Here is a 24,065-nt window from a genome sequence, read left to right on the forward strand (position 1 = left end):
CCGGACATCGGCTTGAGGTGCCCTGTCCCACACGTCCGCCGCACGGCTGAGCGGAAACCGTTTTGCCTGGTCCGCTACCCTGGGACCATGCACGCGAGGCTGCTTCTTGCGAGGCCGCGTTGAGTCGATAGGACCGGTTCAGCGCGGCGACCCCTCATGCCCGATCAGGGCCTGGGGGGTTTTCCGTTTTCCGGGGGCGGCACACTAGAGCGCACGAACGCGCGCGTTCCGGCGGAGCAGGGAAGGACGCAGAACATGACTGGCCAGCCAGAAGAGGTCAACACAGCGGGGCCGGCCTCTTCTTCAGAAGAGGTGCCGCCGTTCCGCTACACAGCGGGCACCGCGACCGAGATCGAGCAGCGCTGGCAGCGGGAGTGGACCGAGCGCGGCACGTTCCACGCGCCGAACCCGGCGGGCTCGCTCGCCGACGGCGAGGTGCCCGCGGACAAGCTGTTCGTCCAGGACATGTTCCCGTACCCGTCCGGTTCCGGTCTGCACGTCGGCCACCCGCTGGGCTTCATCGGCACCGACGTCTACGCCCGCTACCACCGCATGCTGGGCCGCAACGTGCTGCACACGATGGGCTTCGACGCGTTCGGCCTGCCCGCCGAGCAGTACGCGGTGCAGACGGGCACGCACCCGCGGACCACGACCGAGCAGAACATCGAGCGCTACCTGGGCCAGATCCGCCGATTGGGCCTGGGCCACGACGAGCGCCGTCGCATCGCGACGACCGACATCGAGTTCTACCGCTGGACGCAGTGGATCTTCCTGCAGATCTTCAACGCCTGGTACGACGCCGACGCCGACGGCGGCAAGGGCCGCGCCCGCCCGATCAGCGAGCTGGAGGCCGAGTTCGCCGCAGGCGAGCGCGCCACCCCGGACGGCCGCCCGTGGGCGGAGCTGTCCGACGACGAGCGCCGCGAGGTCGTCGACTCGCACCGGCTGGCCTACCTGTCCGAGGCGCCGGTCAACTGGGCGCCGGGTCTGGGCACCGTGGTGGCCAACGAGGAGGTGACCGCGGACGGGCTGACCGAGCGCGGCAACTTCCCGGTGTTCCGCCGCAACCTGAAGCAGTGGATGATGCGGATCACCGCCTACGCGGACCGCCTGGTCGACGACCTGGACCGGCTGGACTGGCCGGACAAGGTCAAGACGATGCAGCGGAACTGGATTGGCCGCTCCCAGGGCGCCAACGTGGTGTTCCCGGTCGGCGAGTCCGGTCGTTCCGTCGAGGTCTTCACGACCCGTCCGGACACCCTGTTCGGCGCGACCTACATGGTGCTGGCGCCGGAACACCCGCTGGTCGACGAGCTGACCGCGGCCTCCTGGCCGGACGCCACCGATGACCGCTGGACCGGTGGCGCGGCCACCCCGGCGGACGCCGTGGCCGCCTACCGGCGTGCCGCGTCGATGAAGTCGGACCTGGACCGGCAGGAGAACAAGGAGAAGACCGGTGTCTTCACCGGTGCCTTCGCCACCAACCCGGTCAACGGCACCCGCATCCCGATCTTCATCGCCGACTACGTGCTGATGGGCTACGGCACGGGCGCGATCATGGCGGTCCCGGGCCAGGACCAGCGCGACTGGGACTTCGCCACGGTCCTGGGGCTGCCGATCATCCGCACCGTGCAGCCGGCCGACGGATTCGACGGCGAGGCCTACACCGGCGACGGACCGGCCATCAACTCCGCGTCGGACGCCACCGGCCTGAGCCTCAACGGCCTGGACATCGCCGACGCCAAGAAGACCGTGACCGCCTGGCTGGAGGAGCACGGCCACGGCCGCGGCACCGTCCAGTACAAGCTGCGCGACTGGCTGTTCGCCCGCCAGCGCTACTGGGGCGAGCCGTTCCCGATCGTCTACGGCTCCGACGGCGTGCCGCGCGCGCTGCCGGAGGACCAGCTGCCGGTCGAGCTGCCCGAGGTCGAGGACTACTCGCCGCGCACCTTCGACCCGGAGGACGCCGACTCGCGCCCGGAGCCGCCGCTGGCCAAGGCCGAGGCGTGGCGCCACGTCGAGCTGGACCTGGGCGACGGGCTCAAGCACTACGAGCGCGACACCAACGTCATGCCGCAGTGGGCGGGTTCCTGCTGGTACCAGCTGCGCTACATCGACCCGGACAACTCCGAGCGCTTCGTCGACCCGGCCAACGAGCAGTACTGGATGGGCAAGAACGCGCAGGCGCACGGCGGCAACGACCCGGGCGGCGTGGACCTGTACGTCGGCGGTGTGGAGCACGCGGTGTTGCACCTGCTGTACTCCCGCTTCTGGCACAAGGTGCTGTTCGACCTGGGCCACCTGTCCTCTGAGGAGCCGTACCGGCGGCTGTACAACCAGGGCTACATCCAGGCCTACGCCTTCACCGACCCGCGCGGCGTCTACGTCCCGGCCGAAGAGGTCGAGGAGTCGGACGGGAAGTTCTACTTCCAGGGCCAGGAGGTCCGCCGCGAGTACGGGAAGATGGGCAAGAGCCTGAAGAACTCGGTCTCCCCGGACGAGATGGCCGACGCCTACGGCGCGGACACGTTGCGGCTGTACGAGATGTCGATGGGCCCGTTGGAGGCCTCGCGGCCGTGGGCGACCAAGGACGTCGTCGGCTCGCACCGGTTCCTGCAGCGGCTGTGGCGCAACGTCGTCGACGAGAGCACCGGCGAGCTGCGGGTGACCGACGAGGAGCCGGACACCGAGATGCTGCGCGCCCTGCACAAGACGATCGCGGGCGTCCGGGAGGACTTCACCGAGCTGCGGTTCAACACGGCCGTGGCGAAGCTGATCGAGTTCAACAACCGGATCACCAAGACGTACGCGTCGGCCGCGGGCACGCCGCGTTCGGTGGTGGAGCCGCTGGTGCTGATGGTGGCGCCGCTGACTCCGCACCTGGCCGAGGAGCTGTGGACCCGCTTGGGCCGCACCGAGAGCCTGGCGCACGGACCGTTCCCGGCCGCTGACGAGCAGTACCTGGTAGAGGACTCGATCGAGTACCCGATCCAGGTCAACGGCAAGGTGCGCTCCCGCATCCAGGTCCCGGCCTCGGCCGACCAGGACGCGGTCAAGGCCGCGGCCCTGGCCGACGACAAGATCGCGGCGGCCCTCGACGGCAAGGACCCCCGCAAGGTCATCGTCGTCCCGAACCGCTTGGTCAACATCGTCGCCTGACCTCACCCCACCTCGTAAGCCGGAACACGGCAGTCATCGGACGCCCGAACACCGCGGTGTTCCGCGGGCCCGAATACTCCGGTAATCGGGGGTCTGATTACTGCCGTAATCCGGGTTGTCCGGGTCGGGCCGGGTGGTGTGAGCGTGGCGTGGAGGGGCGTCCCCTTTGGGGGCGCCCCTTCGTCGTGTCCGGGGTGGGAGCGGCGGGTGCGGCACTACGCTGCGTGGTGAGTTACGTCGCATAGCAGGGTTACCCGTCGGTAACTACGGTGGGCGGCACACGGGACGAGCTAGTGGAGGCCGCGATGACCAACGCCGCATTCGACGCAGGTGAGCTCCGCAGTCTGCTGGACGGCAGGTGGGCGTCCGTGCGCGAGAAGGTCCGCGACTCGCTCGGCGAGAACGAGCTCGGCAACGCCGACGACCTCGACACCGAGAGCCATCGGGCGCGGACCCTGGAGCAGCTGCGCCTGCTGGCCAAGTCCGGCGTCCCCGAGCTCGGCTTCCCCGTCGCCCAGGGCGGCAGCGGTGACCAGGGCGGTTCGGTTGTCTCGCTGGAAATGCTGTGCGGGAACCTGTCGCTGATGGTCAAGTCCGGCGTGCAGTGGGGCCTGTTCGGCGGTGCGGTCGTGGCGCTGGGAACCGAGCACCACCACGAGAGCTACCTGCGCGACATCATGAGCGCCGAACTGCCGGGCTGCTTCGCGATGACCGAGACCGGCCACGGCTCCGACGTGCAGAGCCTGCGCACCACCGCCACCTACGATCCGGCGACCCGCGAGTTCGTCGTCCACACCCCGCACGAGGCGGCGCGCAAGGAGTACATCGGCAACGCCGCGCGCGACGGGCGCATGGCCGTGGTGTTCGCCCAGCTCATCACCGCGGGGGAGAGCCACGGCGTGCACGCGCTGCTGGTCCCGATCCGCGACGCGAGCGGGAACACCTGCGAGGGCGTGCGGATCGAGGACTGCGGGCGCAAGGCCGGTCTCAACGGCGTCGACAACGGCCGCATCTACTTCGACCAGGTGCGGGTGCCGCGCGAGAACCTGCTCAACCGCTACGGCGACGTCGCCGAGGACGGCACCTACAGCAGTCCGATCGACAGCCAGGGCAAGCGGTTCTTCACCATGCTCGGCACCCTGATCCGCGGCCGGATCTCGGTGGCCGGAACCTCGGGCGCCGCGGCGAAGCTGGCGCTGGAGATCGCGCTGCGCTACGCCGACGCGCGCCGCCAGTTCGACCGGCCGGGCACCGGCGAGGAGGTCGTGGTCCTCGACTACCTGGCGCACCAGCGCAAACTCCTCCCGGCGCTGGCGAAGTCCTACGCCCTGCACTTCGCGCAGGAGGAACTGGTGCAGGCCCTCGACGAGGTCGGGCGGGGTGACGACGAGCGGGCCCAGCGCGAGCTGGAATCCCGCGCCGCCGGGCTGAAGGCCATCACCACCTGGCACGCCACCCACACCATCCAGGCCTGCCGCGAGGCGTGCGGCGGAGCCGGCTACCTCACCGAGAACCAGCTGGCGGGGCTCAAGGCCGACACCGACGTGTTCACCACGTTCGAGGGCGACAACACGGTCCTGCTCCAGCTGGTCGCGAAGGGGCTGCTGACCGATTACAAGGACCAGTTCGACGGGATCGGCACGCTGGGCCTGGCGAAGTTCGTCGCGGACCAGTTCGTCGGCGCGGTCATCGAGCGCTCCGCCGCGCACTCGATCGTGCAGCGCATCATCGACGCCTCGAACAAGGACGACATCCTCGACCGCGGCTGGCAGCTCAAGCTCTTCGACGACCGCGAGGCGCACGTCCTCGACGGCCTGGGTCGCCGGTTGCGGAAGGCCAACAAGGACAACGCCTTCGAGGTGTTCAACAACGCCCAGGACCACGTGCTGCGCGCGGCCCGGGTGCACATCGACCGGCTGGTGCTGGAGGCGTTCGTCGCCGCCGTAGACCGCTGCCAGGACCCGCGCAACGCCGAGATCCTCGACAAGCTCTGCGACCTCTACGCGCTGTCCACCATCGAGGAGGACAAGGCGTGGTTCCTGGAGCACGAGCGGATCAGCCCGCGCCGCGCGAAGTCCGTCACCCAGGCCGTCAACGAGCTCTGCGGTGAACTCCGGCCGCACGCCGTCGACCTCGTCGACGGCTTCGGCACGCCGCGCCAGTGGCTGACCGCCCCCATCGCCACCGGCGCCGAATCCTCCCGCCAGGAAGCCCAACGAGCCCACGACGAGGCCAATCCCCTACCGTGACCAGTCTTTTTCGAATTTCGCGCGAAATTCGAGTCCGAACTTCGGGGCTCGAACTTCGCGCGAAATTCGAATTTCGGGACTGGAGTTGTCGGAAGCGGAGGGAACCGAATCGACTCGGGTGCGTCTGAGGTGGTGTTCGTGTTGATCGCCACTGAGGGAGAGAGCGATGAGGGTGCTGGTTCGGAAGAGCGTCGTGGCCGTTGCGTGCGGTGCGTTGCTGGTGGGGGTTCCGGCCACGGGTGCGGCCGCGGGCGGAGACGCCGTAGCCGCGGCGATCCCGGCCGCGGTGGCAGGGGCCGGTGGCGGTGCTGGGGCCGCGGAGATCACCTGCGATTCCGACTCCAGCGGCCAGGACGCCTCCTTCTACAGCGGGCCCTCGGCGGGCTACACCTACGACGAGAAGTTCAGCGCGGGCCCGAAGACCCCGGGACTGCCCGACCACACCCCGCAGGGCCTCGCCGCGTGGAACGACTGGGACGGCGCGGGCAACGGCCTGCTGCTGGTCACCGCCTACGGCAAGGACGGCTCGAACGCCAAGATCTACGGCGTCGACCCCTCCACCGGCAAGACCGTCGGTGACGTCGAGATCGCCGAAACCCACGCCAGCGGCATCGCGATCGCCCGGGGCTGGGCGTTCGTGACCGGCAGGAACAACGCCGAGGGCCACTACACCATCCGCAAGTACAAGCTCAGCGAGCTCGCCGACGCGCTGAAGGCCGAGGGCAGCCCCTACGTCAAGCAGACCGGCCAGGCCCGCGAGGTCTACGGCGCGTCGTTCCTGTCCGGCGACGGGAACACGCTCTACGCGGGCAAGTACAGCCGCGAGGGCCGCGAGAAGATGTACGCCTACAGCGTCGCCGCCGACGGCGGGCTGACCACCGGCAAGTCCTTCGAGATCCCGAAGGGCACGCAGGGCCTGTTGGTCACCGGCGACAAGTTCGTCTACAGCACCTCGCTCTCCCGCGACGTGCGCAGCAACCTGTACGTGATCGACAAGGGCGCCACCGACATCGACATCCCGTCGACGCGCTGCTTCCGCTCGCCGAGCATGTCCGAGGGCATCGACGACCTGGGCGGAAACGCCTACGTGCTCTACGAATCCGGTTCCCACCAGTACCCGGACGCCCGCAACGTCATCGACGAGCTGCACAAGGCGCCGGTCGCGGGTCTGTGATCAACCGCCGCGCAGCCACCTGCTGAACGCGGCCCACCGCCCGCCGGGCCGGTAGGTGTCGGGTTCGCGTCGGACGACGGGCGCGGGTGAGCCGAGCCAGGGCCGGATCTGCCTGGGCGGCGGCGGGAACCGCACCGGCAGCGAGGCCAAGGACCGGTGGAACGGGCCGGACTTCCACTCCAACGCCTCCGAGGGCACCGCGGGTTCGAGGTCCGGTAACCGGTCCAGGACGCGTTCGACGGCCGCGGTGCCCGTCATCCGCGCGATGCGCTGCGCGGGTGACGGGCACGCGTGCCTGCCCGCGCCGAAGGCGACGTGCGCCCGGTTTCCCACGCGGCCGCCTGAGTCGACGGCGGGATCGGTGTTGGCCCCGGCGAAGCTGATCAGGAGGGGTTGGTCGGCGGGCACCGGGTTGCCGCCGACCTGCACCTCCCGAGGTGGGAAGACCGTGCCGAAGTTGGCGATCGGCGGATCGGACCACAGCACCTCGTCGAGCGCGTCGGCCACCGGCAGGCTGCCACCGGACAGGTCCCCGGCGAACCGCTCGTCGACCAGCAGCAGCCGCAGGGTGTTGGCGATCAGGTTCTGCAGCGGCTCGCTCCCGGCGCTGCACAGCAGCGCGATCTGGTGCACGGCTTCGTCATCGGTCAGCCCGGCCTGGTGCGCCAGCAGCCACGACACGACGTCGGGTCCCGGCCGGCTCCGCTTCGCGGCGACGAGCTCGGCGACGGCCGTGCCGATCCCCCGCCCTCCGTCGACGCCGTCGAACAGCGCCAGCGCGCCGGAGACGATCTTCTCCGAGATCACCGGTGGCGCCCCGCAGATGCGGGTGACCATCAGCAGCGGCAGCACTCGCGCGTACTGCTCCACCAGGTCGGCCTCGCCGTCGGGGGCGAACCGGTCGATGAGCGCGTCGCCGGTCTCCTCCAGGTGGGTGCGCAGTTCCCGGGTGTCGACCCGCGCGAGCGCGTCGGTCACGGCGCCGCGCAGCCGGGCGTGGGTGGCGCCGTCGGTGAACATGCAGTTCGGCCGGTAGGTCATCATCGGCAGCACGGGGCAGCCCTGCGCGACGGTGCGCTGCCAGGTGCGCGGGTCCTTCGGGAAGTTCGCGGCATCGCGCAGCACCTGAAGTGCTTCGGCGTAGCCGAGCACCAGCGTGGCGGGCACGTCGGGTGCGATCTCCACCGGAGCCGTCGGACCCGCCCGGCGCAGCCGCCGGTAGACGGTCTGCGGGTCGGCGGCAAATTCCGGTCCGTGCAGCCGGGTTCGATCGTCGGTCACGAAGTCTCCTGCTCTCTACAAGCTGGCCCGAAGCCCGTCCAGGACGTTCTGCAGCAGCCCGACGTCCGGTGCTTCCAGGTCGTGCCGGGCGCTGCGGGTGACGATGTGGCCGCTGTCCAGCAGGTCGCCGAGCAGCACTTTCGTGACGCTCATCGGCAACTTGAGGTGTCCGGCGATTTCGGCGACGGACATCGCCCCGTCGCTGCAGAGGTGGAGCACGCGCCGCATCTCGGGACCGGCCGTGCCGGGCGGGGCTTCGCGCACCGCGTAGACCTGGGTGTCCATCTCGAAGGTGTTGCGCGACGGTCGTGCCCGGCCGCGCGTGACGACGTGCGGCCGGACCAACGCGCGCTCGCCGCGCTTCACGCGAACTCACCGACGCGTTGACCGGCGCTGAGCTCCTTCCCGAGCCGTTGGACGAGTTCCATCAACCGGTGGGTCATGGTCTCCACGTCCACGCCGTGTCCCGCCGATGCGGCGACGTAGGCGCGCGGACCTGCGGCGACGAGGAACACGTAGCCGTGGTCGTACTCGGTGATGGTCTGTCGCCAGGACTTCTCGGTCGAGCCGCAGAACGCGGAGTTGGCCCGTGCCAGCGATTGCAGGCCGGACATGGCGGCGGCGTGCCGCTCGGCGTCGTCGGAGGTGATGTCGGCGGAGTGGGCCATCAGCAGGCCGTCGGAGGACAGCAGGACGGCGTGCCTGGCCTCCGGGATCCGCAGTGCCTCGTCGAGCATCCACCCCAGGTCGTGTTGTCGGTTGCTGTTCATGATGCGGAGGTTCCCTTTTCGTCGTCCGGTTCGTCCTCGGACCCGCGACCGGTGAGGCTGCCGCGCTGCCACGCGCCCATCACCGATGGCTTGCCCGTTCCCCAGGAACCGTGCTCGGCGGACTGCGCGGGCACGGCGTGGCTGCGGCGCTGCCGCTTGGGCAGGCCCGTGCTGGTGTGCTGATCAGCGGCCGGTTCGTTCATCGCCGGTGCGGGCACCGGTGTTTCGGCCTTGGTGAGCAGTTCGTTGGGCAGGAACAGCACCGCGCGCATGCCCCCGTAGGGCGAGGCGGCCTCCACGAAGACCTTGAACCCGTAGCGCGCGGCGAGCACGCCGGCGAGCGCGAACCCGATCTGCGGCGGGTCGCCCAGCTTGTTGATGTCGACGACTTCCCGTCCGGTGAGCAGCGCTTTCGCGCGTTCGCGGGCTTCGGGGTTCATGCCGACCCCGGCGTCGTCCACGACGATGGACAGCCCGTTGTGGGCGGGCTGGAAGTGCACCTGGACCTGCGTGGCGGGCTGCGAGTAGCGCGCCGCGTTGTCCAGCAGTTCGGCGAGCGCGAGCACGACGGGTTCCACGGCCCGGCTGGACACCGAGAGCTCGCTCTCGGAGTGCGCCTCGATCCGCAGGTAGTCGCGGATCCGCGAGGTCGCCCCGCGCACGACGTCGAGCACGGGCGCGGCGGATCGCTGCTGGCCGGGCCAGGTCCCGCACAGCACGGCGGTGGCCTGGGCACGCCGCACGAGCTGCGAGTTCGCGTGGTCGATCTTCATCAGGCCGGCGAGCACGGCGGGATCGTCGTGCTCGTGCTGCATCTCGCTGATGGCGAGCTGCTGCTCGTTGGCGAGGCTCTGCACGCCGCGCATGGTGGAGATCATGGTGGCCTTGGCGGCGCGATCGGCGCGCTGCCTGGTCTCGTCGGCGAAGCCGGCGAACTGGCCGATGACGGTTTGCATCTCCTGGTGGAAGGGGGTGTCGGCGAGGTTGGGCCGCAGTGGTCCGGGCACGTCGATGGGCAGGCCCCGCTCGGCGTCCATCAGCGCTGGGAGTCGCCGCGTGACCAAGTGGTGCGCTTCTTCGTCGCGCAGCCGGCTCTGGAACTTGAGGCGCTGCAGGGAAACCAGGAAGGCCAGCAGAATCACTACGATTGCCGCGAGGGCAACCCACAATGCCACGTCCACTTGGGAGTGCTCCGTCGTTAGCGTGCGTGAATGAATTCGAAAGCGCTGGGATCGTCGAAGTTACCACGCTGGAGGTGCGGCAATCGAAAGTGATTCACCGCGCAAACAAACACTGATCGTGACGGATCACGTGGTATGACCAGCGAATATGTGACCTGCGTAGCGTGCCATTGCGACACACGCGTGATTCGCGGTGGCCGTCTGACCGTCATTCAGACGCGCTCAGTGACAACGCGGTGGTCACCGCCTGGCACTCCGCCGAACGACGGAAATTCGCGAACCGGAGCAACCGAATTCACTGCCAGAATCACAACCCCTCGAGTATTGGATTCCCCGATCTGATGAACCTCGAGTAATCGGCTCGTCCCGTAGTTACAATGCCCCGTTTCCGATCGACTCAATCCCCGAAAATGATCAGCGGGCGTCTCTTCTTTCCTCCTTGATCTTCGGGCGTTCCGGCCTTCGCCCCCGGCGTCTCCCCCGCCCGCGAGATCTGGCGGGATCCCCTGCCGGGCTCCGCGGGCGGGTCGCTAGTCTCTCCACATCGGACTGATGAAAGTGGAGGTAAGTCAACATGTTTCACGGATTCAAGCTTCTGGAGTTGTCTTCCGGGTGGCTCGTCGTGGCGGGATCACTCTTCGTGACAGCGGTTTTCCTGCTGACCTTCCCGCTGCGCGGGGGTCACGGCCAGCACGCGGGTTCCGGGCCGGGTGCGCTGACGGTGTGGGCGCTGCGGGAGTCGTTGAAGCCGCGATCGCCTCATTTCCACGAGATCGCAGAGCTTTTCCGCCTCATGAGCCTCGAACCGAAGCCCGTCGGGCCCGCGCGCGTGCGGGAGAGGCTGGAGCCACCGCCCTACGTCGGAGCACACCGCAGCCGGGTCGAAGACGCGGTTGAGCTCATTCACCCCAGGGTGGAGGTCTACCTGGACCCGGCGGCGCTCCGACCACACTGAGTCAGGATCAGGTCAGGCCGCTCTCCGCTGCCAGCTCGTGCAGGGTCGCGTCGAAGAGCTGATCGGCGTGGAACAGGTCGAACGGGAAGCGGCCGAAGACCTCCAGCGCGATGTGCCCGTAGAGGCGCACCCACCAGCGCATCAGGAAGTAGACCGCCTCGGCGTCCATCGCCTCCGGCGGCATGTCGATGCCCTCGTGGGAGAAGGCCTCGGCCAGCGACTTCTGCTGCACCGAGAGGTCCGGCAGGTCGATCGGTGCCTTGACCATCTCCCCCGCGTTGGGGTTCTCCGACATCATCGGGGCGACGATGCTCAGGAACACGCTCGCGAACCGGTCCGGCTGCCGGGAGCGGTCCTTCGGGGTGGCGAAGACCAGCGCGAACTCCTTCGGGTGCGCCAGCGCCCACGCGCGGAACCGGCGGCAGACCGCGAAGGTGCGGCCCAGGAAGTCCTCGCTGGACGGGTCGAACGCCGTCGACAGCTCGTCGGAGAGATCCGCGCAGATGTCGTCGCACAGCTGTCGCAGCAGGTCTTCGCGGGAGGCGTAGTAGCGGTAGAGGGCGGGCGCGGTGATGCCCAGCTCGCGCGCGATCGCGCGCAGCGTCACCGCGTCGCTGCCGTGCTCGACGAGCAGCGTCCGAGCGTGCCGCCGGATGTCCTGCTCGGTGGCTGCCCGCGCTCGCTCGCGCGGTGACAGCTCCGTCATGTCCCCAACCTCTCGGTCCGCGGAATGCGTCCACCTCGTAGGACGTCGGTCAGACCGTAACGGGCGTCACCACCGGGCTCCAAGGTCGGCCGCGCAAGCCATGAGCTGCGTCTCGTGCGAATGAATTCGGCGCCGCGGTTGTTCAAGCTCGAGAGGAAGAGCCGTGCGGGAAACCTGGAGGTCGGATGTCCGCCGAGCAAGTCACCGTCTACAGCAGGCCGGGCTGCCCGTTCTGCATGTCGCTCCGCGCCGGGCTGCAGCGCTCCGGTCTGGAGTTCAACGAGGTCGACATCTGGCAGGACCCGGATGCGGCGGGCGTCGTGCGCTCCATCGCCGATGGCAACGAGACGGTGCCGACCGTGGTGATCGGGGACTGGAAGGCGGTCAACCCGTCGACCCGCGAGGTCGTCGCCGCGGTGGCCGAGCACGCCCCGCACCTGCTGCCCGCCTGAGGTTTCGAGCTGAGGGCCGACCGCACGGGGGGCGTTGCGGCCGGCCCACAGCAGGTTGCGATCGTCGATGGCGCGAATACCGACGAGCGACAACCTGTTCAGTTTGACGGCAACTCCCCTGGGAAAGATCCACCTTGACCCCTGAATTCGCTCGAACGGTGGATCAAAGGCGGAATAATCATTTGTGTCCGAGAGCACAGAATTTTCGCGATTCACGATGTCGTCCCTGGTGGGAGCTCTAATCGCGCCTTTTGTTCGATCTTTTGCGGGATTTCCGCAGATCGTGTTTGTCGGGTGCCCCGGTCGAAGCGACCGGGGACTGGGACGCGTCGTGATGGCTGGTGTCGACCGGCTCTCCTGGAACGGGATCCACCCGGCCGGGGATTTCGGCGCGGGGGTCGGTTTCCCGATCATCATCAGCCGGTTTGGGCTGGGCCGCGAAGAAGCTCGCGAGGGCGGTGAGCTGTTCGGCGAGCCGGTCGACGTCGAGTCTCGGTTCGGTGAGCGTCGCGGTGAATGTCATGGCTCTAGCCTGCGATTTCAGGGGTGCGAGCCGGATCCGTACGGCTACTCAGTTGTTACCTATGAGTAATGCCACCCGCTGCTGCATTCGGGTGACGTAGGAACCCACGGCGGGTAGCGGGACTGCCCCCTGGCTCACACGATCAAGCCAAACGTCGAACACGTCCTTACGCTGGTTGTCAGCGGTGCGTTCTCGTCTGTGTCGTATCCGCGCCGGGTGCTTCTGCTGTGCAACTCGGAAAGGTATGGTCTAGACCATGTCGCGTTTGACTGGTGTCGGAGTCAGCTCCGGCCGCGCCGCCGGGCCGATCGTCCGGGTCGCCGAACCGCTGCCCGAGCCCGCCGCCACACCCGCCCCTGTCGACCAGGTCGCCGAGGCCGCGCGGATCCGCCCCGCCGCCGACGCGGTGGCCGAGGGGCTGTTCCAGCGCGCCGCCAGGGTCGGAGGTGACGCCAAGGCCGTGCTGGAGACCACCGCCGCCATGGCCATGGACCCGGCTCTGATCTCGCAGGCCGAACAGCTCGTCGCCACCCGGTCGCTGCCCGCCGTCCGCGCCGTCTACGAAGCCGCCAACGGCTTCGCCGACGCGCTGCGCGCCGCCGGAGGCTACATGGCCGAACGGGCCCGCGACGTCCACGACGTGCGAGACCGCATCATCGCCGGGATCGACGGCGTCACCCCGCCCGGCGTTCCAGAGCTCTCCGCCCCGAGCGTGCTGGTGGCGCGCGACCTCGCGCCCGCCGACACCGCCGACCTGGATCCGAAGCTGGTGCTCGCGCTGGTCACCGAAGAGGGCGGGCCCACCAGCCACACCGCGATCCTCGCGCGTGCGCTGGGAATCCCGGCGGTCGTCGCGGTGCGCGGGGTGCTGACCGCCTCCGGCGCCGGCGCCACCGTCGACGGGGACGCGGGCGACGTCGAGCTCTCCGACACCGAGGTGGCCGTGCGCGTCGCCGAGCGACCCGAGCACGCCGACTGGAACGGCGTCGGCCAGACCTCCGACGGGGTCCCGGTCAAGGTGCTCGCCAACGTCGGATCGGCCACCGACTCCACCACCGCGGTCGCCGCCGGGGCGCAGGGAGTCGGCCTGTTCCGCACCGAGTTCTGCTACCTCGGCGCCGACGTCGAACCCGACGTCGCCACCCAGCGCTCCGCCTACGCCGAGGTGCTCACGCCGTTCGCCGGCAAGCCCGTGATCGTGCGGACCCTCGACGCCGGTGCCGACAAACCGCTGTCGTTCCTCGACATGAGCGCCGAGCCGAACCCTGCGTTGGGCGTGCGCGGTCTGCGAGTGGCCTTCGACCGGCCCGACCTGCTGGACTCCCAGCTCGAAGCGATCGCCGGTGCCGCGCAGGACTCCGGTGCCGAGGTGTCGGTGATGGCGCCGATGGTCGCCACCGCGGACGAGGCCGGTTGGTTCGCCGAACGCGCTCGCGCCAACGGAATCGATCGAGTCGGCGTGATGATCGAGGTCCCGGCCGCAGCGCTGTCCGCGGCGGAGATCCTGCATGCGGTGGACTTCGTCAGCATCGGCACCAACGACCTGGCCCAGTACGTCTTCGCCGCCGACCGCATGGTCGGGGCGCTCGCCGGTCTCAACGACCCGTGGCAGCCGGCGCTGCTGCGGCTCATCGCGATGGTCGGGCAGGCGGGTCGACAGGTCGACAAACCGGTGGGTGTCTGCGGTGAGGCCGCCTCCGACCCGCACCTGGCCGGGGTCCTCGCGGGCCTGGGCGTCACCAGCGTGTCGATGAACTCCTCCGCCGTCCAGGCCGTCGGCGCCGCGCTCGCCCAGCACCCGCACGCCACGTTCCGCAAGGCGGCCGAAGCCGCGCTGGAAGCACCGAGCGCGGCAGCGGCGCGGCAGACGACCAAGACGACCCTGGTCTAGGGACTGTTGAAGAACGCGGCGGAGCCGCTGCGCTTTCCCCTTCGGGGGTTTCTGCCACCGGCACCGCCCAAGCGACGCAATTCCTCAACAGCTCTCCGGGACCGGCGTCAGTTCTCCTCTTCGGGCTCGCCGTCCTGGTCGAGTCCGTGCTCGATGGCGTAGCGGGCCAGCTCCACGCGGTTGTGGAGCTGGAGCTTGCGCAGGGTCGACTGGACGTGGTTCTCGACCGTGCGGTGGGAGATCACCAGCTTGTTCGCGATCTGCCGGGCCGTCATGCCCTTGGCGACCAGCCGCAGCACCTCGGTCTCGCGCTCGGTGAGCTGCGGCGCCTGGTGCTCGGAATCCGGCGTGATCGCCATCCGGCGGTACTCGCCCAGAACCAGCCCCGCCAGGCCCGCCGTGAACACCGCGTCGCCCGCGGCGGTGCGGCGGACCGCGTCCACCAGCTCCTCCGCCGAAGCGGACTTGACCAGGTATCCCGAAGCGCCGGCCTTCACCGCCTCCAGTACGTCGGCGTGCTCACCGCTGGCCGACAGCACCAGCACCCGGGTCCCGGGGATCTCCTGGGTGATCTGCAGCGTCGCCTGAACGCCCGAGGTGTCGCCGAGGTTGAGGTCCATCAGCACCACGTCCGGCGTCACCGCCTGCGCGATGCGCAACGCCGACGCGGCATCGCTCGCGGTGGCGCGGACGTCGAAACCGCGCTCGCTCAAATCGCGCGCGACCCCGTCCCGCCACATCGGGTGGTCGTCGACGACCATCACGGTGACCGGCGGTTCGCTCATCGCTGTCCTCCTCGGCGGCGTTTCGGCTCCGGAACGCGCGGGATCCGGACCTCCCACTCGGTGCCCTCGCCCGGCGCGGTGTCGAGACTGATCTTCCCACCCAGGGCGGCGACCCGACCCCGGATGGATTTCGCAATCCCCATCCGCCCTTCGGCGGCAGCCTCGTCCAACCGCCCGTCGGGGATGCCGGGTCCGTCGTCGCGGACGCTGAGCACCACCTCGTCCGGCAGCTCCTCCAGCAGCACCCAGGCCTGGGCCTGAGCGCCCGCGTGCCTGTCGACGTTGGCCAGCGCTTCCCGGGCCACCGCCGCGAGGTCGGCGCTGAGCTGCTCGCTCAGCCGGACCGCGTTCCCCGGCACCGACACGTGCACCCGCGCGGTGCGGAACCCCTGCAGGCGGGCCGCGAGATCGGTCTCACCGTCCTCTGTGGTCTCCGGCTTCGTGGCGATCAGGGAACGCAGCTTGATCTCCTGCTCCCCGGCCAGTTCCGCCAGTTCGGCCGCCTCCCCGCCGAGCTCCGCGCCGCGCCTGCGGACCCGCGCCAGCACCTGCAGCACGCTGTCGTGGATGGACCGGGCGAGCCGTTCCCGTTCCGCGGTGGCGGCTTCGGCGCGCAGCGCCTGCGCGAGCCGTTCGGTGGAGCGGCGCGCGGTGTCGGAGTTCAGGCCGATCACCAGGCCCACCCCGACCAGCAGCAGCGTGTCCAACGCCATGTCCGATCCGGTGCGGCCCCGGACCAGCAGATTGCCCGCGGCGGCGAGGATTCCGGTGACGACACCGCCCTTCATCCCCCACTGCACCGCAGCCGCCGTGACCCCGGTGGAGTGCCAGACCGTCACCACCGAGGGATTCGAGGAGTTCATGTGGGCCTCGGTGAGGATGAACTCGTTGAGCAGGAACAGCGCGTTGACCACCACGACGTCGGCGGCCACCAGCCGGTTGGTGCGCCCGGCTCGGGTCCGGTAGCGCCAGACCGTGAAGGCCGTCCACACCGCCATGCAGATGATGCAGATCGCCGCCAGCCACGGCCGCTCGTAGGCGTCGAAGAACACGACGAACCACACCGCGGCGTAGAGGAACGTCACGACGCGAAAGACGTTGTGCCCCCGCCACAGCGGCGTTCGGCCGTCGGCCACCTGAGGTGGCGTCGGCGATGCTTGCCAACCGGTCAACTCGAACTCCTCCCGAGCGCCCATCCTGCCCCACGAGGACTCCGTTGCGGAATCGCGTGGTCGGGAAAGCGAAATGCGTCGCACTGCTCCGAACCGCCGATCCGCGACGCCCGGTTGGGGGCGTTCACCGCGAAACGCCGTTCCCGTTTTCACGTTGTGCTTCGGTGTGCTCATTCGCTGTGCCAGGCTCCCGGCGGGAGGTGACTGATGGGCGGTTGGTTGCTGTGGCGCATGCGTCCTGCTGCGATCGGCTACGTCCTGTTGGTCCAAGCGCTGGCGCTGGCGCTGGTCGTGCTGGTGTTCATGACCGGGCGACGACCCGCCCCCGACGACCTGCTGAACTTCGCGGCGCTCGCCTCGACCGCCGGCGCGACCATCGTGATCACCTCCGTGTCGATCAACCTCCGGCGGCAGATCCGGCGCAACCCGTGGACCCTGCACATCGTCTACCTGGCGGCCGGAATCCTGTTGCTGCCGACCAACCTCCTGGTCCTGCTGCTGCTCGGGCCCGCGCTGCACGGCGTCCTGCACGACCGGCCGGAAGCGCACCGCTGGCTGTTCACCACCGCGGCCACGACCGTCGCCACGTTCGCCGCGCGGCTGGTCGCCGGGTGGAACGAGCCGGTGTGGACGGCGGTGAACTTCTTCGCCATCGGCGTGGTGCTGCTGGTGGTGCGCGCCTCGGTGGTCGCGGGCGGGATCCGGTTGCGCACGCCCGGAGCTCCGCGCTCCACAGTGCTGGGTGAGCCGATCGACGTGCTGCTGGGCATCGTCGCGGCCAGCCTCGGTGGACTGCTCGCGGTCGCGATGTCCGCGGAGCCGCTGACCGCGCTGCTCGCCGGGCCCCCGATGATCCTGCTGGACCTGGCCGGCCAGCTGCCGCAGTGGCGGCGGACCGCTCAGCACGACGGCAAGACCGGTCTGGCCAACTCCTCGCACTGGGAGCGCATCGCCCGCGTGGAGCTGATGCGCGCCCGGCAACGGCAGCAGCCGGTCGCCCTGCTGCTGCTGGACCTGGACCGCTTCAAGCGGGTCAACGACGAGCTCGGCCACCTGGCCGGTGACACGGTGCTGGCCAAGTTCGCGAACATGCTGCAGGACAACGTCCGCAGCGAAGACCTGGTCGGTCGCTTCGGCGGCGAGGAGTTCGTGGTGCTGCTGCCCGGAACCCAGGGCGAGACGGCCTACCGTGTCGCGGACCGGATCCGGGTGTCCACGGCCGCTCTGTCGGTGGAGACCCGGGACATCCACGGCGACCAGCGGGAGCTCACCGGGCTGACGGTGAGCATCGGCGTGGCGACCACCGGCCGGTTCGACTACGAGCTCACCGATCTCCTGGTGGCCGCCGACGCCGCGATGCTCGCCGCCAAGGCGGCCGGCCGCAACGTCGTGACCGTCGCTTGAGCGCGGTGGGCAATCACCTCGTGGGTGGCGGGAACCCCGGACCGGCGTCGCGGCGCCCTCCCCGGAGAACCGCTGAGAAATCTCCCCGCGGCAGATCCTTCAGTCCTTCTTCTGGTCGTCCTCGGGTTCTTCGTCCGCGGTCTTCTCCTCGGCCGGCTCGGCGTCGGCGGGCGCGGACGGTTCCAGGGGGATGCTGCCGGTGGTGTCCGGGAGCTCCTCCTCTGCCGCGATCAACGCCCGGATCGCGGCGTTGAGCACCGCGACCAGCGGGATCGCCAGCAGCGCGCCGACGATGCCGTTGATGACCACGCCGATGCTGATCGCCAGCACGACGCCCAGCGCGTGGATCTGCACCGCGCGACCGAGGATCAGCGGCTGGAGCACGTTGCCCTCCAGCTGCTGGACCAGCAGCACGATGCCGACCACGATCAGCGCCACGACCCAGCCCTTGGTCACCAGCGCCACCAGCACCGCGACCGCACCCGAGGCGACCGCGCCCACGATCGGCACGAATCCGCCGAGGAAGACCAGCGCGGCCAGCGGGATCGCCAGCGGAACGCCCAGGATCACCAGGCCCAGCCCGATGCCGAGCGCGTCCACCACCGCGACCAGCGCGGTCGCGCGCACGAAGCCGACCAGCGACGTGAACCCGGCGATGCCCGCGTTGTCCACCCGGTGGCGGACCTGGCGCGGCGCCAGGCGGACCACGAAAAGCCAGACGCGGCGGCCGTCGTAGAGGAAGTAGATGAGCGTGAACAGCGCCAGCACGATCCCGGTCAGCAGGTTGCCGAAGGTGCTCGCGGTGGACAGCGCGCCGCTGGTCAGGACCGCCTGGTTGGACTGCAACCAGTCCCGTGCCTGCTGGATGTAGTTGGCGATCTGGTCGTCGTTGAGGTGCAGCGGCGAGACCGCCAGCCACTGCCGCATCGCCTCGAGGCTGGCCACGACCTGGCGCTGCAGGTCCGGGAAGCCGTTGATGAAGGCGTTGACGACGAAGGTCAGCACACCGCCGACCACGGCGAGACCGCCGACGAGCACCATCGCCGTCGCCAGCGCCCGGGGCACCTCGCGGCGCGCCAGCCAGGACACCAGCGGTGCCAGCAACGCCGCCAGCAGCAGCGCGATCGCCACCGGGATCACGACCACGTAGATCCGCGTGATGATCATGCCCGTCACGTACAAGGCGGCGGCGATCACCAGCATGCGCCAGCTCACCGCCGCGGAAACCCGCAGAACCCGGGGGATCGCCGTCGAGGCGTCGTCGGGCTCGCTGATCTTCAGGTCGCTCACACCGCCACCGTATCGCCGATCTCCACCCCGCATCCCCACAACGGGCACCCCCACGAACTCCGCCGCCGACCGGGCCGGGGTGACCGGATCACTCCGGTATTCCGGTCACCGAATACCGCGGTAATCCGGGTCGGCCGCCCGGGGCCGGTTGGTGGCGGGATGTCCGGTTCGGGCGGGTCGGCAAGTCGAGCGGTGTAACACGATGTAGCGAACTGGCTTCTCTGCGCTTACGGAAGACGACCTTGTTTTGAAAGAGTTCCCGTCGCGAGGGAGGACGAAGCTCCGTGGGGGAGCCACAGCAGGCCGAGGAGGTTCTGGCACCGCGATGTCCGTCCGTGACCGTACGACGCAGACCGCCCGACGGCGGTTGCTGGGCCGTGCCCTGGTCCTGGCGGGCACGGCGGTCGCCGGAACCTCCGCGGCCTTGCTGGTCGGTCAGCCCGCGGAAGCCGAATCCGGGACGCCGACGGACGCGCTCGCCGAAGCTCCGGTGCTGTCCGAAGCCGCCGCGCTTCCCGGCGATGCCGCGGACCTCCCGGCGACCGCGCTGGAGCACGTGCGACAGGCGGACCCCGCTTCGTTCCCGCTCGACGAACTGGACCCGCTGGCCCTGGTGCCCGACGAACCGGTCGGACACCTCATCCCCGGCGGCAACGACGACGCGACCGCCGCACCCGCCCAGACGCCGCAGGACACCGAGCCCGCGGCGTCGCCGATCGAACCCGCAGACGGGCCGGACCGGCAGGCGGACGGCCCGCCGCCACCGGCGGCCGCGAACACCCCCGATCCCGAGCCGTCCACGGCATCCCCGCAGGTGGACGCTTCGGTCCGGGTGGCCGGACAACCCGTTCCGGACACCCCGAACACCCCCGAGCCGGAGCGTCCGGCCGTGAACACCGCACTGCCCGCGTCGAGCGGCTGCGCCAAGACGGCGGACGGTCAGCAACCGGGCGCCGGCCTCCCCGGCCGGTACCCGGCGGCACCGCTCGCCGACGGGGCGCGTCCGGACGCGTGCGCGCAGGACCACGCCGAAGTGCTGCGAGGGGTGCCGTCCCCTCGCCCCGGCGCGACCCCTGACTGACCCGCCTGCCGGCACCGATTCGCAGCGTGGCGAACGCGCGTGCCGGCGACTTCGCGATCTGAGTCCAACGCCGACCGATCATGATCAAGTTCTGATGACGGTGCGGCGCTCGAAGTTGATTTTCCCCCGGAACGCGGGGAGCCTGGTTAAGGAGAAGATCCATGCAGACTTGGGCGAAGCGCGGCGTTCAGACCGCGCTGGTCACTGGTGGCATGCTGGCCGTCGGTACGGGGGTCGCTTCCGCCGGGGATGCCTGTCAACAGCGTCCGATGCCGTTGGGAGAGTCGGTGTTCCCGCCCGCGCTCGACGACACTGCGCCGCTCGGCCGTTGCCTGGCCGGAGACCTGTTCTCAGAGGGTGCGCAGCACAACAGCCCGGTGGTCGAGTCCGGCCGCGGGCAGCTCGACGAGTCCGCCAACGAGCTGACGCGCGAGATCCCCGCGCTGCGGTTCCAGGACTCGCCGCTGAAGCTGGCCGGCTGGGCGGCGGACCCGTCCGAGGCCACGCCGCTCGACCTGCGCCGTTCGCCGCAGGGCAGTGCGCCGACCACCCCGGCACAGGGCTTCCACCGCTCGCTGAGCTGGTCCGCGCCCATCGGTGACGTCGTCCGCGACCGGCTCCCCGCCGGCGGACCGCAGACGGCCGAGCTGGTCATCCCGCACGACGACCTCGTCTACTTCGACGGCTTCGCCCCGGCCAACGGGATCATGGAGCTCTACGAAGGCGCCCTCGCCCCCCGCGAGGAGGCCCCGGTGGAGACCGGCGGCCTGCTGGCCACCGACTCCGTCGACCTGACCTCCGCCGACGTGGGCGGACTGCGCAGCGACCTGCGCACCGTGCCGCCGCTGGTGCTGTCCGCGGCCCTGGCCGAACCGCCCGCTCCGCCGGCCGCGCCGGTGGAGTTCGTGCCGCTGGACGTGCCGGGCGAGCGGCAGGCCCCGGTCACCGAGGTGCCGCCGCTGTCCGGGCTGTCCCTGCTGGAGCTGTCCAAGGTGCCCGGCACGGTCGAGCGCAGCGGTCCCGGCCTGTCCGCTCCGATCCCGGGCCTCGGCGAGCTCAACGCGCTGCAGAACGGCCAGACCTCGGCGCCGGCGCCCAGCCGGATCACCGCCGCTCTGGAGGACACCGTCCTCCCGGCGCACACCATGGTCGCGTCCCGGTCCGAGCTGCCGCTGCTGTCCGGCACGGCCGGTGCCCCCGACCTCACCCTGCCGATGCCGGCCATCAGCCCCGAGCTGATGCACCGCTTCGACAACGCCGAGACCGTGGTCATGCCCCGCGCCTGACCCCGCGCAGCAGAAGGCCCCGCCCGCTGTGGGGCGGATTCGAGGGGTCGTCGCAACACAACTGGTCAACTGGCTTGGGCCAGGAGCTTAGCGAAGCGCTCGGCTGGGGTGTCCCAGCCGAGCGTTTTGCGTGGGCGACCGTTGAGTTCGGCGGCGACGGCGTCCAGGTGCTCGGGGGTGTGGGGCGACAGGTCGGTGCCCTTGGGGAAGTACTGGCGGAGCAGGCCGTTGGTGTTTTCGTTTGAGCCGCGCTGCCAGGAGCTGGCCGGGTCGCAGAAGTAGACCGGGATCCCGGTGGCGACGGTGAACGCGTGGTGGCAGGCCATTTCCGTGCCCTGGTCCCAGGTCAGCGACCGCCATAGGTGGGCGGGCAGATCAGCGACCGCGCCGGTGAGGGCGTCGCGGAACAGCTCGGCGGAACGGCCGTCGGGCAGGTGGATGAGCTTGACGAACCGTGTGGCGCGCTCGACCAGCGTGCCGATCGCCGAGGCGCCGTCCTTGCCGATGATGAGGTCGCCCTCCCAGTGCCCGGGGATGGCGCGATCGGCGACCTCGGCGGGCCGTTCGCTGATCATCACCATCTTGTGGGTGTAGCGCGGCTGACGACGGCGGGCCTGGCGGCGCGGTTTGCGCATGACGCGGCCGGTGCGCAGGGTGTTGGCGATCTCTCGCCGCAGCTCACCGCGTCCCTGGATGTAGAGGGCCTGGTAGATCGTCTCGTGGACCACGTGCATCTCCGGCTGGTCGGGGAAGTCCCGGCGTAGTTGGCCGGCGATCTGCTCGGGGCTGAGCTTGCGGTCCAGGTGGGCCTGGGTGACCTGGCGTAGCTGCAGGTTCGTGGTGATCTTGCGTGGCTTGGGGCGGGGTCGCCGGGCCAGTGCCCGGTCCTGCGCGGAGTAAGGCCGGTAAGCCCACTTGCGGACGTCTCCCCGCAGCGGCATCCCGTTGCGGCGGATCTCCCGGCTGATCGTCGACGGTGATCGTCCCAGCTCCCGGGCGATCGTGCGGATGCCCGCCTGTTCCCGCCGCCGATCCGCGATGTAGAGGCGTTCCTGCTGGCCCAGGTACCGAGAACACACATCGGGGCGCCCCGCCGGACGAACCGGTGGGGCGCCCTTCGTGTTTCCGGTCGGCTGCCTGCCGTTGCGCCATCGCTTGCCGGTCCGCCGGTTGATCCCCACGATCCGGCACGCCTCCATGCTGCTGTACCCCTGCTTCACAAGATCAAAGTACGCAGCACGCTCCCGGTGGAGACCCTTGCGTCCCGGCCCCTTGTCCCGGTCCTTGCGGATCTCGAAGTCCATCGCATCCCCGAAGATCGGGTGTTGCGACGACCACTAGAACCCAAGTGGAAGCGGACGGGGCCTTCTCGCGTCAGGGGGTCACCGCGGGCTTCTCGGACCGCGGGATGTCGACCGGTGTCCGGTCGCGTTCGCGCCACCACAGGTAGCCGTTGTAGGCCAGGTAGGCGACGCCGAAGTAGACGTAGGAGTTGCCGACGAACTGCTCGAAGACGTTCCAGGTCAGCTCCAGGCCCTTGCCCTGGGGCATCTTCCAGTGCGGGCCCATCATGAAGAACCCGCTGATCAGCGTCGTCATCAGCAGCATCGCCCAGTCCCGCCGCACGTACGCCGCGCCTGCCAGCAGCACCAGTCCGGGGATGGCCCAGACCCAGTGGTGCGACCAGGAGATCGGCGAGAGCAGCAGACCGAGCACGCCGTTGAGCACCACGGCGGTGGGCAGGTCTCGCTGCCGGACCGCGTTGATCATCCCCAGCACCGCCAGGCCCAGCACGAGCACCGCGAGCACGCCCAGCACGAGCGTGAGGTTCGGCGCGCTCAGCTTGGACAGCAGCGACTTCAGCGACTGGTTGCCCGCGTAGGTCGAGGCGTCACCGGTGAACTTCGGCCCGAAGTTGACGTGGCTGTTGGCGAACATCTCGTGCAGCCAGAACCGGCGGGCGTTGTCGAAGGTGATCAGCAGACCGACAAGGGCGGTGCCGACGAAGGTCAGCAGCGACACCGCGATCGTCCGGAAGTCCCGTCGCAGCAGCGGCAGCAGCAGGAACACCAGAGGTGTGAGCTTGATGCCCGCGGCGATGCCGATCAGCAGGCCGCGCGGGTAGGGCAGCTTCTTGGTGCCCTCCACCCGCCACAGCAGGTCGACCACCACCAGCGCCATCAGCACGATGTTGATCTGCGCGTAGGTGATCGTCTCCATGATCGGTTCGCTGATCGTGGCGATCGGCAGCACGGCCGCGGTCACCATCAGCACCCGATCCCGGTGAGCCTGCAGGAACGTCGACTCCCGCAGCACCACGTACAGCGTGGTCAGCAGCGCCAGGTGGCTGACCAGCATGATCACCGCGGTGGAGACCACCTTGGGCACCAGCGCGAGCGGCGCGAACACGATCGCCGCGAACGGCGGGTAGATGAACGGCAGCTTCAGACCCGACTCGGTGGGCGGCAGGTTGTGGTAGAGATCGCGGCCGCCCAGCAGCGCTTGGGCGCCCTGCCGGTAGACCTCGCCGTCGATGTGGTCGTGGGTGTTGACCGTCGAGACCACCACGATGGCGATCAGCTCCGCGATCGCGATGACCGCCAGCAACGACCTGTGACTGCGCAATCGTTCGGCCAGCGGAACCAGATCCGCGGTTCCGGGCATTGGCATGCACCATCCTCTCGGCTACCACTGCCGCTCAAGGGT

General features: G+C 69.8%; 20 protein-coding genes. 9 read left to right on the top strand and 11 right to left on the bottom strand.

Features of this window, described 5'->3' with window-relative positions:
- The first annotated feature begins 255 nt into the window (after nucleotides 1-255).
- The 3 genes from leuS (at nucleotide 256) to AB0J78_RS00605 (ending at nucleotide 6,582) form a co-directional block, all read left to right on the top strand.
- Nucleotides 256-3,159, top strand: coding sequence for a leucine--tRNA ligase (gene leuS / locus AB0J78_RS00595; RefSeq protein WP_363785405.1), 2,904 nt, complete (start codon nucleotides 256-258; stop codon nucleotides 3,157-3,159).
- 305 nt (nucleotides 3,160-3,464) lie between these two features.
- Nucleotides 3,465-5,408 (top strand): acyl-CoA dehydrogenase, encoded by a 1,944-nt coding sequence (locus AB0J78_RS00600; protein WP_363785407.1) that lies wholly within the window; start codon nucleotides 3,465-3,467, stop codon nucleotides 5,406-5,408.
- 166 nt (nucleotides 5,409-5,574) lie between these two features.
- Nucleotides 5,575-6,582, top strand: a complete 1,008-nt coding sequence (locus tag AB0J78_RS00605; RefSeq protein WP_363785410.1) for a hypothetical protein — start codon at nucleotides 5,575-5,577, stop codon at nucleotides 6,580-6,582.
- On the opposite strand, the gene AB0J78_RS00610 is transcribed toward AB0J78_RS00605, so the two are convergent.
- The 4 genes from AB0J78_RS00610 to AB0J78_RS00625 are packed head-to-tail and all read right to left on the bottom strand — an operon-like array spanning nucleotide 6,583 to nucleotide 9,808.
- A complete protein-coding gene (locus AB0J78_RS00610) occupies nucleotides 6,583-7,863 on the bottom strand; it encodes a cytochrome P450 (RefSeq protein WP_363785412.1) in 1,281 nt (426 codons plus the stop codon).
- A 15-nt stretch (nucleotides 7,864-7,878) separates the two neighbouring features.
- Complete coding sequence (locus AB0J78_RS00615) at nucleotides 7,879-8,229, bottom strand: DUF742 domain-containing protein (protein WP_363785415.1); 351 nt, start codon at nucleotides 8,227-8,229, stop codon at nucleotides 7,879-7,881.
- The gene (locus AB0J78_RS00620) at nucleotides 8,226-8,633 is read right to left on the bottom strand and encodes a roadblock/LC7 domain-containing protein (protein WP_363785417.1); all 408 of its coding nucleotides are present in this window, start codon (nucleotides 8,631-8,633) and stop codon (nucleotides 8,226-8,228) included. The genes AB0J78_RS00615 and AB0J78_RS00620 overlap by 4 nt, the downstream gene beginning before the upstream one ends.
- Entirely contained in the window at nucleotides 8,630-9,808 is a 1,179-nt protein-coding gene (locus AB0J78_RS00625) for an ATP-binding protein (RefSeq protein ID WP_363785420.1), read from the bottom strand. The genes AB0J78_RS00620 and AB0J78_RS00625 overlap by 4 nt, the downstream gene beginning before the upstream one ends.
- A 646-nt stretch (nucleotides 9,809-10,454) precedes the next feature.
- On the opposite strand from AB0J78_RS00625, the gene AB0J78_RS00630 reads away from it, so the two are divergent.
- Complete coding sequence (locus AB0J78_RS00630) at nucleotides 10,455-10,769, top strand: hypothetical protein (protein ID WP_363785422.1); 315 nt, start codon at nucleotides 10,455-10,457, stop codon at nucleotides 10,767-10,769.
- A 7-nt stretch (nucleotides 10,770-10,776) separates the two neighbouring features.
- On the opposite strand, the gene AB0J78_RS00635 is transcribed toward AB0J78_RS00630, so the two are convergent.
- Nucleotides 10,777-11,475, bottom strand: a complete 699-nt coding sequence (locus AB0J78_RS00635) for a TetR/AcrR family transcriptional regulator (RefSeq protein ID WP_363785425.1) — start codon at nucleotides 11,473-11,475, stop codon at nucleotides 10,777-10,779.
- A gap of 185 nt (nucleotides 11,476-11,660) precedes the next feature.
- Here AB0J78_RS00635 and AB0J78_RS00640 point away from each other — a divergent pair, with 185 nt between their 5' ends.
- Nucleotides 11,661-11,927 (top strand): glutaredoxin domain-containing protein, encoded by a 267-nt coding sequence (locus AB0J78_RS00640; protein ID WP_363785428.1) that lies wholly within the window; start codon nucleotides 11,661-11,663, stop codon nucleotides 11,925-11,927.
- Between the two features lie 238 nt (nucleotides 11,928-12,165).
- Here the strand turns inward: AB0J78_RS00640 and AB0J78_RS00645 are convergent, their stop codons facing one another.
- Complete coding sequence (locus AB0J78_RS00645) at nucleotides 12,166-12,450, bottom strand: hypothetical protein (protein ID WP_363785431.1); 285 nt, start codon at nucleotides 12,448-12,450, stop codon at nucleotides 12,166-12,168.
- 256 nt (nucleotides 12,451-12,706) lie between these two features.
- Here AB0J78_RS00645 and ptsP point away from each other — a divergent pair, with 256 nt between their 5' ends.
- Nucleotides 12,707-14,341 carry a phosphoenolpyruvate--protein phosphotransferase gene (gene ptsP, locus AB0J78_RS00650; RefSeq protein WP_363785433.1) on the top strand — a complete coding sequence of 545 codons (1,635 nt, stop codon included), beginning with the start codon at nucleotides 12,707-12,709 and terminating at the stop codon, nucleotides 14,339-14,341.
- Between the two features lie 107 nt (nucleotides 14,342-14,448).
- On the opposite strand, the gene AB0J78_RS00655 is transcribed toward ptsP, so the two are convergent.
- Nucleotides 14,449-15,126, bottom strand: a complete 678-nt coding sequence (locus AB0J78_RS00655; protein WP_363785435.1) for a response regulator transcription factor — start codon at nucleotides 15,124-15,126, stop codon at nucleotides 14,449-14,451.
- Nucleotides 15,123-16,298, bottom strand: a complete 1,176-nt coding sequence (locus AB0J78_RS00660) for a DUF5931 domain-containing protein (RefSeq protein ID WP_363785437.1) — start codon at nucleotides 16,296-16,298, stop codon at nucleotides 15,123-15,125. The genes AB0J78_RS00655 and AB0J78_RS00660 overlap by 4 nt, the downstream gene beginning before the upstream one ends.
- 207 nt (nucleotides 16,299-16,505) lie before the next feature.
- On the opposite strand from AB0J78_RS00660, the gene AB0J78_RS00665 reads away from it, so the two are divergent.
- Nucleotides 16,506-17,702: a GGDEF domain-containing protein gene (locus AB0J78_RS00665; RefSeq protein ID WP_363785439.1), complete on the top strand. Its 1,197-nt coding sequence runs from the start codon at nucleotides 16,506-16,508 to the stop codon at nucleotides 17,700-17,702.
- 99 nt (nucleotides 17,703-17,801) lie between these two features.
- Here AB0J78_RS00665 and AB0J78_RS00670 read toward each other — a convergent pair whose 3' ends face one another.
- Nucleotides 17,802-18,992, bottom strand: coding sequence for an AI-2E family transporter (locus AB0J78_RS00670; RefSeq protein ID WP_363785442.1), 1,191 nt, complete (start codon nucleotides 18,990-18,992; stop codon nucleotides 17,802-17,804).
- Between the two features lie 325 nt (nucleotides 18,993-19,317).
- On the opposite strand from AB0J78_RS00670, the gene AB0J78_RS00675 reads away from it, so the two are divergent.
- Together AB0J78_RS00675 and AB0J78_RS00680 are read left to right on the top strand one after the other, a co-directional pair.
- Entirely contained in the window at nucleotides 19,318-20,073 is a 756-nt protein-coding gene (locus AB0J78_RS00675) for a hypothetical protein (RefSeq protein WP_363785444.1), read from the top strand.
- 161 nt (nucleotides 20,074-20,234) lie between these two features.
- Entirely contained in the window at nucleotides 20,235-21,359 is a 1,125-nt protein-coding gene (locus AB0J78_RS00680) for a hypothetical protein (RefSeq protein WP_363785447.1), read from the top strand.
- Nucleotides 21,360-21,424: 65 nt separating this feature from the next.
- On the opposite strand, the gene AB0J78_RS00685 is transcribed toward AB0J78_RS00680, so the two are convergent.
- Nucleotides 21,425-22,663: an IS30 family transposase gene (locus AB0J78_RS00685; RefSeq protein ID WP_363785450.1), complete on the bottom strand. Its 1,239-nt coding sequence runs from the start codon at nucleotides 22,661-22,663 to the stop codon at nucleotides 21,425-21,427.
- Nucleotides 22,664-22,733: 70 nt separating this feature from the next.
- On the bottom strand, nucleotides 22,734-24,029 hold the full coding sequence (locus AB0J78_RS00690) for a glycosyltransferase family 87 protein (protein WP_363785453.1): 1,296 nt from the start codon (nucleotides 24,027-24,029) through the stop codon (nucleotides 22,734-22,736).
- Nucleotides 24,030-24,065: the final 36 nt, after the last annotated feature.

The sequence above is a fragment of the Saccharopolyspora sp. NPDC049426 genome, from assembly GCF_040676935.1.
In the GTDB taxonomy this organism is placed as follows: Bacteria; Actinomycetota; Actinomycetes; order Mycobacteriales; family Pseudonocardiaceae; genus Saccharopolyspora.